We start from the raw sequence: 14,442 nt of genomic DNA, 5'->3' as shown, positions 1-14,442 counted from the left end.
AAGCTGTCAAAATTGACAGCTTTTTTTGTATCATCCTACTCATTTGATCTCTGTTCGATATTGGTCTAATAAATCTTTCAGATCCATCCCTACTTCATGTAGCTGATCCATTTTTACATCTTTCCTGATTTTCCCCTTTTCCATCACAATACAACGATCCGCAATGGTTTCGATTTCTTCAATGTTATGCGTGGAAATCAAAATGACCGTATCCTCATGCAATTGTTGAATCAAAAGCTTAATGGTATCCTCTTTTGCGTAAACATCCAACCCATTAAACGGTTCATCCAACACAATCAATTTCGCATGCATGGAAAAGCCTGCGGCGATTTCCGTTTTCATTTTCTGACCTTTAGAGAAATCTTTGATTTTACCTTCTTTACTAATCTCAAACTGTTCTAACAATGCTTGATAATCATGAAAATCAAAATGCTTATAATAATCTTTCAAAAATCTACCATATTCTAAAGCGGTCATATTCGGCATAAAGCTTCCTTCTTCACTGATAAAAGCTACATCTTGATATCGATCATACACATGAGATCCATCTAACAAGATCTCCCCGGCATCGATTTGAATCAAATCTAAAATAGACTTCAACAAAGTCGTTTTACCACTACCATTTCTACCTAAAATCCCGGTAATTTCTCCTTCATGAAACTGAATCGTAACATCAAATATCCCTTTATCACTTATATAAGCTTTCGTTACCTTCTTTAACTCCAACATGCCTAATCCCTCCTACTAGTTTCATCTATAAAAGAACCATAGTCTATGATTCCGGTATGTGTCAATTCTTCCACAGGCACCAAAACCTCTCCTTCATAGATCAATTGTTTATTTTGATATGCTTTGATATACCAACTCTTTTCTGTACTACCTTCACCAAGGGTATATAAGATACCATCTCGATAGATGATATCATATACCTTATCTTCTATTTGATAATGATCCACAAATTGCATGGTCTTTGTATCGAAGATACGATAATCCATACCTATATTCCAATATAAATAACGAGAATCATGATACATTCTACTCCATGGTTCTGTTTCTTTATATTGATACGCTATCTTTGTTTCTTCCATGAAGCTACCATCTGTTTGATATTTAGAAAAATAAAAGTTTTGTTCATCATGTGAAAACACCATAAGATCTTGGTTCACGATTTGCATTCCCTCATACAATCTTCCTTGTGGAAGAGCTGTAATATCTTGATATTCAATACCATGAGAATTCACATTGATTTGAAAAATATGATTTTGTCCACTGATATCCACACCCATAGATGGCACAAAATAATAATGATGCTCATCTAGATACCTGGCATATTGGGCTAAGCCTTGGTTTGTTTCAAAGAATAGACCATTGAATTGATCTTTCTTCAAGATTGTTTTTTCTAAGCGCTTATCCTGATCTATATGATCTTTTCCCTCACAGGAAATATCATATCTTTGAAAGCTATAACGATCATTGGAATGTGCTTTTAATCCAGATTTTAGTCCTAATTGATAAGTATACTGTATCCAAGATTGAAACTGATAAACGATATCTACACTATCAAGCTCAGTTTTATTGATATCACATTTATCATAAATAGATTCCCAATTTACATCTTCTGACAAATACGCCTTCTCATCCCCATCACGATATTGTATGGTACCTTCAGCATCATTTGCATCAGCATCCTGATATTCATATGTAAATGGTAAGGAATATAGTGGATCTTGTGTATCTATTTGATATTGTAGTTTCCCCTGTTCAATACGAAATTCGATTTTATGTCTTGAAATACCATAAGAAAATTCCGCACGAATTGGTTTTAAGATCTCACTTGATCCTACGTGATTGATCAAATCAAAGGTTACATCTAAAGACCTTTGGTTAACATATATCAAACTACCGATAAATAGTAACAAGATTGCCAACAAGAAGATACCTACTTTTTTCATGTCCTCACCTACTTTCTGATCAGTCTTAGATATCGGTTGATATAAAAGAGAGAATACGCCATGACAAGTAACATCAATCCACACACAATCAATGACCAAACCAAAGTAACGTTTGTCACATTAAAGATGATCCAATAAGAGAAGCAGATAGAGCTATATACAGATATATCTTTTCTTTTCATAGCACTGCACAATGAACCACCTACGGTATTGATCCCTAACGTCAGTAAATAGAGAAGCAAGATCATAATATGTAAAACATCCAATGAAAACAGGAAATCCAATACGGTATAAGACCATGTAGTAAACAGAAACATGTTTCCTTGCATTTGAGGAAGATAAAACGCAGTATACGCAAACCAAGCAAGATATAAACATACGAATATCCCCATATAAGATATGGTACAAAATAATATTTCACTCACACAAAAGGCTGCTCTTTTTACCGGCAACAAGCGAAGTCTTGTCAAGGCACCATTGGCAACCATATCCTTTAGACGATCATGATTGACCTTCGCAATGATTGCTAAACTTATGATCAAAAAGATTGCATGGATCCCTTGATTCACCTCGTTCAAGAGAAAAGAAAATCCAAACAAGATGATAGCGATCCCATAAATGATGATCAGCTGTTTTACACTTTTCTTGCAATTTTGTTCTAGAAACAAAGAAACATCTTTCATTTCATTCACCCCTTTCCTATATCCATGTTTGATTCCAACAGCGATCAATATACCAGATATAACCAATACATAATAAGATAGAAATCGGTATCTGACTCCAATGGAAGATACTGATCACCAAAGGTAAGATGGTACTTATCACGATCATATCTAACCAACCTCTCTTTCGTAGAAGCTGGCTTACTGCACACGCATTGGTCCACAGTGATAAGCTAAACAGCCAAAGCAACATTCTTCCTGTATTACGTAAATTCATAACAAGAATAAGGGACAACTCATCATGGGTGATTACATCTTGAAATACCATGTTTTTCCATGCTTCACTAGCTTTGGGATTACCGTAAGATATCATTTCATATAATCCTTCTTTCAATAAGTAAGATAACATCATATAACATAGAAGAAAGATGACAAAGACAAGGAAGATATATCCAAACATGAATTCTACCCTATGATCACGCATCAGCATCAGCCTGACTTTACTTACGGAAAAATTTAAATACTGCATAATGACACAAACTGCTAAGCACCCACTGAGCAGGAACCCTATAAACATCCAAGACTTCATAGGAAAGGTGATATCTATCAAGTTGTTTTGTTCATAGGTAAGACCAAAAAACGCCCGTTTCTGTATAGCCAAGAAACATAAGGAAACGATGAGTATCCCTAGTTCCATTGGCCAACATGCCTTGATTGCATATTTTATTGCATTCCACATAACCCTCATCCTCTCGTGTTTATCATTGAAAGCCGATTTCTATCAAGTATGGTCTACGCATATCTGTTGCAGATGGACCGGACTTCAAAAAATCTATCGTTCCTTCATATCGTTTCGTTTCCTGTTTCCATGCTTGTACTCTTGCATACTCTCTTCCATCATTTGTATACTCTAAGCTTCCGATCCAAAGCGTTTCATTCTTCATATAAGGAATGAAAGTATAGCCAAGTTCTTTCTCGAGAAGACTAGCATCTAATGGTATCTGTGTCATAAGCTTCATCTCATCCCCGTCAAACACATATAACGTAGAATCGGTTTTCCACATAAGGTATGCCCCTTGTTGATAAAAGCGCATTCCTTTTGGTAATATGGTATCTATGGTCGTTGTGGAAAGCTCATCTCCTGTTGTATCATAACAAGTCACATAGAGATGTTTTTCATCTTTTGATAACACCAGAATACGTCTTTCTATCACAAAACATTCGATCATTTCTTGCGTTTCAGATAATTCATTTAACTCTTCGACTTTCCACGTATCCTCATCCTTTGTTAATTGGTACAGATAGCGTGTTCCTTTGGTTTTAGTTGGCGCATAAGGTACGAAGTAATAATGTTTACTGTCATATTGCGCAAGCAATTGATCGAAAGCAAGATCATAATCATTTTCCAATGCATCCACTCGCTTGATCTCATTGGATACTTGTACATCACCTTCACAAACAGTTGCTGTTTCTATATAAGTATATTCCTCTTTACTAAAATCACTTAGTCCTGTATGTAAAAGAACCTCGGATCGATCTTCCGTGAAAAGTATCTCATAGTTTATTTGAACGTGATCCAAGCGACGATGATGCGTTTCACAACCTTCTAATTGTTGTTCCTCTATGATCCATTCCCTTGCATCTTTTGTATCATAGTCATAATGTTCATATACTCGATTTCCCTCACTACTCTTTGTTTGATTATCGATTTGATACCTTGTATCATTCTTTTGAATGAGCGTAGAAACATAAGAATCATTACTCCTATATTGCAGCTGTATTCCGATCTCTTCTAATATAGCATCATCCCCTTGTATCGTCCGTATCTTAAAGTCTGCATGTTGATACATGTAAACATATGCTCCATATCCTCCAACCCATATCAATACACTAGCCACCATAAAGCATATTGTCTTTTTCATGTTCGCTTTCTCCTAACCCCGAACCAAAGACATAACAACGTGTAATCCACGAGTATGAAGATCCAGCACAGAGCAATTCCCGACACTTGTTTTTTCATGGATATCAAAAACAATACCAGAAGAAATCCCATCAAACCATTGATCAATGCCCATTTCTGATAATTCCATGCAAGGGTAGTAAACGCATTAAATACAACCACCATGCTCAACAAACAAAGAATGCTTATAAAGGCACATAATCCGGATAACTGATAAGGTGCAACTATCGTCATGACATCACAGGAGAGTGTCAAGAAGAAAAACTGATTGATAACGTCCACATAGCCTGTCTGAATATAGGTACCATACAAAAACCAAATCAGATATAATATGGAGAAGATAGGCAACCAAGAAACCATTACAAAGATCAATTCACTGATGAAATAAGCATTCCTTTTCACAGGTAATAAACGAATACGATCATAAGCACCATTACCGATCATCTCTTTTATTCGTCTTTGATGTACTCCTGAAATGATTCCGATCGGTAGATAAAGAAATAAGATTTCATAACCATTTTTCATTCCAAAGATATATGTCATCAAGCATAAAAGAAATGCATAACAAACATAAATACAACATAATTTTTTGATTGATTTTTGACAAGTTTGTTCCATTATGACAATGATATCCTTCATACAGTTGTTTCCTCCCTTCTTACTTATCGCTGAAATTCAGCATAATGATACATAACATTCATATCACTATTTTGATTTAACCGGCGATATAAATATACTTCTCCTTCATACAATGTTTGTTGTTGCTTTTGAACCTGAATGGACACTACGCCATCGGATCGAAATTCGTCATATAACGTATATAACTTATGATCTTGATAGAAGCAATCAACGATATATCTATCATTGACATCGATAGGTTCTTCATCGATAAGCTTCATTTGCTCTACATCGATTACATAACATTTATCTTGTAAAAACACATTCATATAATGATCATTGATCTTAATGAAAGCACTGATATCCGCTTGTTTGGTTGGCATCTGAATTTCTTTGATCAATTTTCCTTGTTTATCATATTTTTGTAGATAATGGTCATTGTTTTTTTCTACTATGATATAAATATGATCTTGGATACCATAGATAGCTTCTTCTTGTTGATCCTTTGGTAACATGGTTACCTTTTCACTAAGTAATTCTTCATCTTTTACATAGATATGAAAGATAAAATTATCGCCTTTGGTATCTTTTTTTCTTTCAGGTACAAAGTAATATTCGGATTCATTAACTTGAATCTGATGTTCTCCGGTATAATGGAATTCTTCATCTTCTGACACAAGATCTACACCTATACAAAGATCTCCCATGGCAACTTCAGCACCTTGCTTTGTCATGATTCTACATTGTTTATATTGTTTTTTTTCATTAGAATATTCTTCAAACTCAATGGGAATAAACCCCGAATAGGCTTTTGGCACCCATATAATTGAGCTATCTTTTTTTTGTAAACTAGCATAGTAACCGTTGATTTTAGCTCCTTGAATGGTTCTTTCTTGTGAATATTCTGTTTCATTTAAATCATCATCTGTTCTTTTCCATTCCCCACAAGGTTCTAATACACGCTCATAATTCGGATAAATATACATACTTTCTTCCGTTATCATTGATGTTTCAAAAATATCTTTGATACTCTTTTCAACATCATACGTAAGCTTCGCATCATCTAAGCGTACATTCACATAATTCTTATCTATTTGCATCGTAAACTTTATAGTCACATCTTTTAATTCTAAACGATTGCCTAAGATATCTACCAAAGGAAATTCCTGTGATCGATACATATAAAAGTAACCAGCAGAAGCAACCACACAAAGCAGACAACAAATCATAATAAACCATTTTATCTTTTTCATGAACGCCACCTCCCAACACCAGTGATGCTTCTTAAGTTAAGAAAGGATATGACCATGATGATGAAGACCAATACGGATGTCAGTAAAAGGGAAAGGGTATTTAGCAAGAAGCATACTCCTACATAAGCAACAAGATATAGAATAGAGCGACCGATCCACTGATCGTATGCCATGGCAAGATGCATTTGCGTAAATACAACGATCAATGCCACAAACCAAAGTAGGAATGCTACCAATTGCGTTAAAGAATGAGGCGTAAAGAAGATAGATGCTTCATTGCTTAATGCATAAATAAGAAAAGCATGGTTTGTCGTTTGATAATCGATGCGGTTCATCATAAAAATAACAAGCATTACCATTTGTTGAACAAATACGATCATTGCATAAGAGATACCTGTAAACAATAATTCACTCCAAGCAAAAGAGGAAGGATTCATAGGAAGTAATCTGATACGATGAAAAGCACCATTTGACCGTAAAACGTTTAATCGTTTTGCATGAATACGATTCACAAAGAAGAAGGCAACCAAAATTGGAAGATAATATATGATTGCATTTTGTTGAGAAAATGGGGTATAAAACATGTATCCTAACAAGCATTGAATGAAAAACAACACGAAATAACAACCACATAACATCTTTCTATATTCCCCACAGGTCTGTTCCATTATCATAAAGATCCCTTTCATAAACAATCTCCTTTCTGTATTACGTGCATAATACACTCATCTGACATTAAAAATTATTCATCCCAATATTTCGTAAGCAATTCAATGACCTTTTGAAAAGTCATACCACTATTTTTACAATTCTGAATAAATTCTTTGATATCTGATTCAACAAATTCACTTCTTATACTTTCTATGATTTCCTCATTTACAACGATCACACTTTTTACATTGCTGATGGTACGTATGATATGTTCTTCTTCTAATAGCTTATATGCCTTTTGTACCGTATTCGGATTGATGGATAGCTGCATCGCCAATTCTCTACGACTTGGAAGCTCTTCATAATCCTTAATTTCTTGCATCAGGATCCTTTGTTTGATATAGCGACAAATTTGTAAATATACAGGTTCCTTTTTATGAAGAACCAATGAGTGAAAGGATATCATCATACCACCTCCTTCAACTGTATTATGGCACTAATACACTTCACTGTCAATAGAAGCTCTTTATTTTAATAAAAAAAGCTGATACATCAATCTATCAGCAACCTACATTATTATTTAGGCTTATCTTTTTTCTTCGCCATATTTCTTGGATTCTTACAACCCATCCATGCATATTGATTTAACTCATACCGGCATAAGTGCCAACGATATTTTGACTCTGAATATTCTTTTTCTTCAACTTTTGCTTTTGTTTTTGTTTTCGTCATTTTGTTTTACCTCGCATTCATGTTCTACAAAGGTTTTGTCGTCTCTTTCTCTCACATGATAGCATGTTTCTTTTTCTCTGTATACTATTTAGAAAAATAATAGAAATCACTGTCTAAAATACGCAAAAAAAGACGGCTTAACCCTATGCCGTCTGATATCTTTATTGTACAGAATTGATAATCGCTCTTGATAGTAAAGGAACGATCTGGTTTTTTCTAGATAACACATCTTCTTGAAAGCTATGTGTTTCTCCAAGCTTATCCGGAAATGCTTCAACAACCGTCTTTTCCAATTCACCTGCCGCAAAGAAGATAGAGCCATTTTCCATGATACTTGTAAACGCAACAACCAGAAGATCCAAAGCCTTTTGTTGGACAAAGGACTCCATCGCAACCTTTAATTCCTTTTCAATATCTCGTGCTTCTGATACCTGATATGCGATAATCTGTGCAATAGCTACCGCCTTACCATCTATCTCAAAACGTTTGATATCTTGATTTAAAAGCTCTTCCATCGTTTTATTGGAAATATTACTGCTGACCTTAAAAATCTCTTTCGCAAACTGATCGATGTCAAGCCCTGCGATATCCGCCAATACCTTTGCCATACCCATATCCTTTTCGGTAGTTGTCGGCGATTTAAACTTTAATGTATCCGATAAAATCGCACCAAGCAACAATCCGGCTAACTCTTTGGATATACTCATTTGATTTTCCATATAAATAGAAGTCACAATGGCTGCTGTACTTCCGATGATTTCATTACGGAAAAAGATAGGTCGATTTGTGGCGATATCACTTACACGATGATGATCGATAACTTCCAAAAGATCCGCTTTTTCTATGCTTTTCACAGATTGGGAATATTCGTTATGATCCACCAGTATTACTTTTTTATTGTGTTGATTCAAAATATGGTAACGAGAAACATAACCGCAAAGTTTATTATCATCGTCTACAACAGGATAACTACGATATCTTGACTTCAACATTTTTTTACCAACTTCATCCACAAACTGATTGATATTGAAGCTGACCAAATCTGTCTTCATGATCAATTTCACAGGAGGCGCAAAGAATAAATAACGTGTCGTATTCATAGTTCCATGACCTGATTTTACAATAGGGCAATGATACTGTTTCGCCATTTCCAATACTTCTTCAGCAACTTCTTCTGTCCATACCACGACCAACATACCGGCGCCCTTTGCTATCGCAGTAATCTGTGCATCCTGATCATTTCCTACAATAACCATACGATTTTTTAAATCATAGTTTCGAAGTCTTGTTTCCGCAATCGCAATGATACTGACCTTTCCATCAAAATGACGCTTAGGATCATCATAAAGAACCTCACCGTTGATTGTTTTGGCAATATATTCTGTTGGTGTTTCTTTCAATAGTTTGATAGACATTGCAGTATCTCCCAAACCTATGGTCGCAACATCTGATCTGGTAACCATACCCATCAGCTTTCCTTGAGGATTCACAACACCAAAAGACTGTTTATTTTCCGTTGTCATAAGCTCTAATGCTTCCTTGATGGTTGTTGTCGGTGGTATCGTAATCGGATCATCGATCTCAATTTCATCAAGTGTAGCTCTTGCGTCCTCAAACAGCATAGGCTCTTCAAATCGAAACCTCTCTAATAGATATTTTGTTTCTGCATTTACCTCTCCTAAACGGCAAGGAATTGCATGGATACCTTTTCTTTCTTTAAATTGTGCATAAGCTATCGCCGATACAATTGAATCTGTATCCGGATGCCTATGCCCTGTTACATAGACCGTTTTATTTTTTTCCATGGTATTTACCCCTTTAGTACGTTTTAATTATATACAAGTCACATAAAATTGCAATGATAACAACCAAAAAGTTATTCAAGTTTGTCATTTTATCTAGTCGTACCACACCATTTACTTTTCATTAATTTCTGTAAGACAAAAAATACATGGTGATCTTTCAATATCTGCCTAACATCTATATTACCTCTTCGATAGCACATAATTTGTTTTTTTCTGTTTGGTACCATCCAAATCGGTAAAAGAAACGGACTAATATATTTCAACTTCTTTGTTTCTTCGCCTCGCTCTATAACATCACCATAAACTCTTCTACATGCATAAACATACTGTATATCATTGGCTTTCGGTCTTTGAAATTCGCCAATCAAATAATCAATCTCTATCTCTAAACCCGTTTCTTCTTTCACTTCTCTAATGACACATTCTTCCAATGTTTCACCCTTATCTTTTTTTCCTCCTGGCAAATCCCATAAAGGAACATCGTTTCTTTTCACAACTAGGATTTTATGATCCTTATCTTCTATTACCGCAAAGCATCCAATCGTTCTATTCATTTTTCATCACCCATAGAAAAGTTTAACACTTCCCATCCTAGATATTATTAAATTTTTATTACGATCCAATGACGATTTGATGATAGCAATCTGTAAGAAATCGCAATAAATGAAATATGCTATTTTGTTCAATCACGCCCCATTTAATTATTTACAATAATAAGTAATAAAGCTATAATAAAGTTGAAGAGTGAGAAGGTGATTTTTATGCATATTTATATGTTGTATAAAAGAATTCTATTGTTAAAGTGATATATATTAAACTAAAAAAACTTTAAAACAGGATAAAAAAAGAAGGTGACAACATGCATAAAAAAAGCTATGAAATAGGTTTAATGACATTTTTTGTAGGATCTATCATATATTTAATCATAAGAATAAGCAAAGCATTTCTAATAGTTCAAAATCTTACATTTAATATGTTTTTAGCCTATCATAAATTAAAAGCCTTATACTTTCTATCTATACTACTTATTATATTTGGATTAATTCTTATGATAAAGGCTATATATGAACATATTACTTTACATCGAAATAAGAAATAATTATCTTTTGGTGATTTTAAACATCTAATATAATTTCCTACATTTCCTGTTTTTTACTAATTACAAAACGTGATCATTCAGAAATTTACATGAAAAGAGATTCCTAGATCAAAATCTCATTTAAATAAAGGAATCTCTTTTATTATTATGATAATTAACCATCATATCGTAGAAATATGAATTCACTCATTTTAAGAAATATAACACCACATAGCGTCATTAATATGCACTTAAAAATTAATGTAAAATGCATCGTTGTAATCCCGAATTGTGATAATAATAGGAAATCTTGTGCCATATATTGAAACAAAAAAATATTTAACATAAAGATGGTAAGAATATACATTATACTTTCCATCTTCCCCTTTACCAAAATAGATAGTAATTGAATGAATGCAAAGAAACAAAACATATACAGCAACAACAAGATACCTTCAGAAGCGACCTTATAGATGATAGGTATAACAGCGTTTAATTCTGGTGCCATAAGGTGTAAGGATACAAAATCCCTAGTTATAGTCACAAATTCATTCGTTCCAATTCCATGTAGAATAAATGCCGGCAGACATAGTGAACATAGCGAGATAATTAATAACAATATGATAGAACCTAAATATACAATACATCTTGCCCAATAGATATGTTCTTTTCTATAAGGTGATGTATATAGAAAATAGTGAATTCGGTATTCAAAATCTTCTGCCCATATAGTGCAGGAGAAAAGAATAAGGATGATACATAATCCTATCATAAAGGGAGTAAAGCCATCTAATGCGCAAGATAATGTGTACATTAAAGTAGGTGTTGTTTCCCATTGCTTTTGTTTCATACCTTTTTCTTGGTATGTTTGATATAATAAAACACGCTGTTCCACATCTTCTTTGTTATCACGTAAAATCATACGATCAAAACTCATTCCTTCTTCTAATGAATGATATAATTGCATATCAATGATTCCTTCTAGCTCATTTCGCTCTTCCATTTTTTGTTCATCTTTATAGTATATTTTAAGCATGCTTAGATCAGAGAGCTGTTGTTCCAAAAATATTCTATAATCCTGCGTTGTTTGGCTTGTATCCTTTAATTTATTGATCCTATTTAATTCAATATGATAAGAGTTCATTGCTTGTTCTATTTGTTGAATTCTTTCTTTAGGAAATAAATCATTTACATGTTCAAATTGAATGAAAAAGATAGACACAGCAAATAAAACACATAAACCAACAGTTATTAGTAGTTTTCTTTTTAGTCTATCAAATTCAATTTTCATTAATTCAATCATAGCTTTTTCCCTCATAAAGTGTTTGATAAAAAGATTCAAGTCCATCATCTCTATGATAGATTGACAGAATATCTGTATGTTTTGTAAGCGCAGTTAACGCTTTAGAAAAAGCAGCATTTGAAACAAAACAATAGGTGAAACTATCTTCCTTTTGTTCAATCAGCTTGCAATCATCTAGTGAATTCAGCACTTTGATTGCGATTGGTACATCGGATACAAAAAAGGTATAAATTTGATTTACTTGTGCGATATCCGCTGTTTTAATTTCTTTCATCACTCTTCCTTGATCAATGAAAATGATACGATCTGCAATCTTTTCTATTTCTCTCAACGTATGACTTGACAATACGATACTTGATCCTTTTTCCTTAATTTGTAGTAATTGCTTTCTTAATTCAAATACTGATTGTGGATCTAATCCATTGGTAGGTTCGTCCAAAATGATCAATTTCGGATCATTCATTAATGCTAAAGACAATGCCATTCTCTGTTTCATTCCCATAGAATATGTTTTGGTTTTATCGTTTAGTTTATCTCCTAAATTAGAGAACTCCTCTAATTCTTTAATTTTCTCTTTACTCACTTTTTTATATTTCGCAATTAACTGAAAATGATCGTGCCCTGTTAGATATGGAAATAATGCCGGTTGTTCAATACATATACCTAGACTTTGCATAGCTTGCGCATGCTCATGGTTTACATCTTTATCTAGAATTTTTATACTACCTTGAGTAGGCAAATAAATACTGGCTATGCACTTCATTAATGTGCTTTTTCCTGCGCCATTAGGGCCTACTAGGCCTATAATTTCCTGCTCTTTTATTTTGATATTGATATCTTTTAAAATCGTTTTACTCTTTATCTTTTTCGTTAAGTGTTTAATTTCTAAGATATGTTCCATATTAATCCTCCGCATAATCCTGATGATTACTTTGTTTACTACCAAGATACAATAACAAAAAGCTCCAAGATATAGATATAAGGCATAATGCAATGATGCCTATTCCATGTCCTGCATTCAAAAGATAAATTGCAGATGGATACAAGAGCGGAATGTAACTGAGTATGGGAATAAAACTTACTCTAGTCACTGCCAAAAGCATCAATAAACAAATCATTGTCATCGTTAATATCATTCTTTTTCGGATCATAAAAACCAAATAGGTACAACTAATCGAGATACAAAGAATCTGAAACATAGTACATAACAAGACAATCATCATGCTCATACCATAAGGAATTACTTGAATATTTGCTTCCAATGTAGGATAAAAGGTTAGATCAGGTCCTGGATTAGTTGAAACAAAAGGAGTCATACCATAAACCCCATCACTAAGTTGATTGGTTGCGCCTTGATAAGATGTTAATAAGTTTGCATCGATAATCGCAGGATAATTCATCCATGATACTCCATATCGTAGTGCCAAAATAACCCAAGGTAAGGCATACGCTACTAGATAAAGAATCAGAAAAGTAAGTAAACTACTTAACATATGACTCTGATACACTTTACCTTTTTTCATAGGCAATGCCATATAATATTGATCCATGTTCAAAGAACGAAAATGATAACTGTGAAGAAAGAAAAATAAAAAAGCACTTAAAAGGGAACCGACACCGAACAATGTATCTTTGGTAAACAATCTTAAATGAAATAGTTCCGGTCCTCTAAGATCATAGACAGCTACTGGTATCTCATGTTCATATGTATAAATAGCAGCTCTTAACATACTGATTCGATTTTCGTATTCATTATGTTTTTGAAACATATCATGTGATCCATACGTGTAATCCATACTTGTATACACATCATAATCAAAGAAGGATACATCAAATGAATCAAAAATTTCCGGATATTCTGTTATTTCTTGTGAAAATATCTTAAGCGGATTCTCATCATGAAACTCTGTCGTGCCAAATAACAAGCTCATCCTCAATTGTCTACGTACTAGATATTTACTCCAAATTTGATTAATTGTTTCTGTATCATCTCGTTTTAACGAAAGAATCTGATTGTAAGTATTCATTCCTTCTTCATATTGTTGTTGCATTAGGTTAACTTTCATTTTTTTTGCTTTGGTATCTGCTTCCAAACCCATGTTTTTTACCGCATTGTATTCTTGTAGACTACTTTCTAATTGGTTTTCTTCGATATAAACAGTTTGTTTGATTGATTCCATGAACATATCGTAGGTTTGTATCTGTGATTCATCACGTATTACATCAGCCATTACCATCATAGATGAAAACAACAAAAATAAAAATACAATTTGACTTGTTCTTGCTTTCAATAGTAGCTTGACTTCAGTTAATATCATCTTACGTAATCCCCTTTATACTTAATTATAAATGCCAAGAATGAGAGTCTTTTAATGATTGTCTGCTTCACGAATCCATCATACAATGTTATCTATACTAGAGTACCATA

Annotated in this window: 15 protein-coding genes; all 15 read right to left on the bottom strand. The window is 33.6% G+C overall.

All coding sequences use genetic code 11. The features are described 5' to 3' along the window. Positions 1-39 precede the first annotated feature (39 nt). Positions 40-729 carry an ABC transporter ATP-binding protein gene (locus UGRO018_RS06910; RefSeq protein WP_416325739.1) on the bottom strand — a complete coding sequence of 230 codons (690 nt, stop codon included), beginning with the start codon at positions 727-729 and terminating at the stop codon, positions 40-42. Between the two features lie 2 nt (positions 730-731). Then, positions 732-1,952 carry a hypothetical protein gene (locus UGRO018_RS06905; RefSeq protein ID WP_416325738.1) on the bottom strand — a complete coding sequence of 407 codons (1,221 nt, stop codon included), beginning with the start codon at positions 1,950-1,952 and terminating at the stop codon, positions 732-734. Positions 1,953-1,960: 8 nt separating this feature from the next. Continuing rightward, positions 1,961-2,635, bottom strand: a complete 675-nt coding sequence (locus tag UGRO018_RS06900) for a hypothetical protein (protein WP_416325737.1) — start codon at positions 2,633-2,635, stop codon at positions 1,961-1,963. A 16-nt stretch (positions 2,636-2,651) separates the two neighbouring features. Beyond that, positions 2,652-3,353: a hypothetical protein gene (locus UGRO018_RS06895; protein WP_416325736.1), complete on the bottom strand. Its 702-nt coding sequence runs from the start codon at positions 3,351-3,353 to the stop codon at positions 2,652-2,654. Positions 3,354-3,375: 22 nt separating this feature from the next. Beyond that, the gene (locus UGRO018_RS06890) at positions 3,376-4,536 is read right to left on the bottom strand and encodes a hypothetical protein (RefSeq protein ID WP_416325735.1); all 1,161 of its coding nucleotides are present in this window, start codon (positions 4,534-4,536) and stop codon (positions 3,376-3,378) included. Then, positions 4,533-5,213, bottom strand: a complete 681-nt coding sequence (locus UGRO018_RS06885) for a hypothetical protein (RefSeq protein ID WP_416325734.1) — start codon at positions 5,211-5,213, stop codon at positions 4,533-4,535. Before UGRO018_RS06885 ends, UGRO018_RS06890 begins: the two co-directional genes overlap by 4 nt. A 23-nt stretch (positions 5,214-5,236) precedes the next feature. Next, entirely contained in the window at positions 5,237-6,445 is a 1,209-nt protein-coding gene (locus UGRO018_RS06880; protein WP_416325733.1) for a hypothetical protein, read from the bottom strand. Further along, positions 6,442-7,134, bottom strand: coding sequence for a hypothetical protein (locus UGRO018_RS06875; RefSeq protein WP_416325732.1), 693 nt, complete (start codon positions 7,132-7,134; stop codon positions 6,442-6,444). The genes UGRO018_RS06880 and UGRO018_RS06875 overlap by 4 nt, the downstream gene beginning before the upstream one ends. 53 nt (positions 7,135-7,187) lie before the next feature. Next, the gene (locus tag UGRO018_RS06870; protein WP_416325731.1) at positions 7,188-7,565 is read right to left on the bottom strand and encodes a GntR family transcriptional regulator; all 378 of its coding nucleotides are present in this window, start codon (positions 7,563-7,565) and stop codon (positions 7,188-7,190) included. Positions 7,566-7,672: 107 nt separating this feature from the next. Further along, positions 7,673-7,828: a hypothetical protein gene (locus UGRO018_RS06865; protein WP_416325730.1), complete on the bottom strand. Its 156-nt coding sequence runs from the start codon at positions 7,826-7,828 to the stop codon at positions 7,673-7,675. 161 nt (positions 7,829-7,989) lie between these two features. After that, positions 7,990-9,633, bottom strand: a complete 1,644-nt coding sequence (locus tag UGRO018_RS06860; protein WP_416325729.1) for a putative manganese-dependent inorganic diphosphatase — start codon at positions 9,631-9,633, stop codon at positions 7,990-7,992. A gap of 89 nt (positions 9,634-9,722) precedes the next feature. Beyond that, positions 9,723-10,187: an NUDIX hydrolase gene (locus UGRO018_RS06855; protein WP_416325728.1), complete on the bottom strand. Its 465-nt coding sequence runs from the start codon at positions 10,185-10,187 to the stop codon at positions 9,723-9,725. A gap of 699 nt (positions 10,188-10,886) precedes the next feature. Continuing rightward, entirely contained in the window at positions 10,887-12,014 is a 1,128-nt protein-coding gene (locus tag UGRO018_RS06850; RefSeq protein ID WP_416325727.1) for an ABC transporter permease subunit, read from the bottom strand. Further along, complete coding sequence (locus UGRO018_RS06845; protein ID WP_416325726.1) at positions 12,007-12,915, bottom strand: ABC transporter ATP-binding protein; 909 nt, start codon at positions 12,913-12,915, stop codon at positions 12,007-12,009. The genes UGRO018_RS06850 and UGRO018_RS06845 overlap by 8 nt, the downstream gene beginning before the upstream one ends. Position 12,916: 1 nt before the next feature. Beyond that, complete coding sequence (locus UGRO018_RS06840) at positions 12,917-14,332, bottom strand: hypothetical protein (protein WP_416325725.1); 1,416 nt, start codon at positions 14,330-14,332, stop codon at positions 12,917-12,919. Between the last annotated feature and the right edge of the window lie 110 nt (positions 14,333-14,442).

Origin of the sequence: Hoskinsella mucinilytica, assembly GCF_045223415.1 — a bacterium.
Taxonomy (GTDB): domain Bacteria; phylum Bacillota_I; class Bacilli_A; order Erysipelotrichales; family Erysipelotrichaceae; genus Hoskinsella; species Hoskinsella mucinilytica.
This window is presented reverse-complemented; position numbering and strand designations above follow the sequence as displayed.

Coding starts and splice junctions, on each gene's coding strand:
- UGRO018_RS06860 (WP_416325729.1), bottom strand. CDS start 9,633: ATGGAAAAAAATAAAACGGTCTATGTAACAGGGCATAGGCATCCGGAT.
- UGRO018_RS06895 (WP_416325736.1), bottom strand. CDS start 3,353: ATGTGGAATGCAATAAAATATGCAATCAAGGCATGTTGGCCAATGGAA.
- UGRO018_RS06890 (WP_416325735.1), bottom strand. CDS start 4,536: ATGAAAAAGACAATATGCTTTATGGTGGCTAGTGTATTGATATGGGTT.
- UGRO018_RS06905 (WP_416325738.1), bottom strand. CDS start 1,952: ATGAAAAAAGTAGGTATCTTCTTGTTGGCAATCTTGTTACTATTTATC.
- UGRO018_RS06855 (WP_416325728.1), bottom strand. CDS start 10,187: ATGAATAGAACGATTGGATGCTTTGCGGTAATAGAAGATAAGGATCAT.
- UGRO018_RS06880 (WP_416325733.1), bottom strand. CDS start 6,445: ATGAAAAAGATAAAATGGTTTATTATGATTTGTTGTCTGCTTTGTGTG.
- UGRO018_RS06865 (WP_416325730.1), bottom strand. CDS start 7,828: ATGACGAAAACAAAAACAAAAGCAAAAGTTGAAGAAAAAGAATATTCA.
- UGRO018_RS06850 (WP_416325727.1), bottom strand. CDS start 12,014: ATGATTGAATTAATGAAAATTGAATTTGATAGACTAAAAAGAAAACTA.
- UGRO018_RS06900 (WP_416325737.1), bottom strand. CDS start 2,635: ATGAAAGATGTTTCTTTGTTTCTAGAACAAAATTGCAAGAAAAGTGTA.
- UGRO018_RS06840 (WP_416325725.1), bottom strand. CDS start 14,332: ATGATATTAACTGAAGTCAAGCTACTATTGAAAGCAAGAACAAGTCAA.
- UGRO018_RS06845 (WP_416325726.1), bottom strand. CDS start 12,915: ATGGAACATATCTTAGAAATTAAACACTTAACGAAAAAGATAAAGAGT.
- UGRO018_RS06870 (WP_416325731.1), bottom strand. CDS start 7,565: ATGATGATATCCTTTCACTCATTGGTTCTTCATAAAAAGGAACCTGTA.
- UGRO018_RS06885 (WP_416325734.1), bottom strand. CDS start 5,213: ATGAAGGATATCATTGTCATAATGGAACAAACTTGTCAAAAATCAATC.
- UGRO018_RS06910 (WP_416325739.1), bottom strand. CDS start 729: ATGTTGGAGTTAAAGAAGGTAACGAAAGCTTATATAAGTGATAAAGGG.
- UGRO018_RS06875 (WP_416325732.1), bottom strand. CDS start 7,134: ATGAAAGGGATCTTTATGATAATGGAACAGACCTGTGGGGAATATAGA.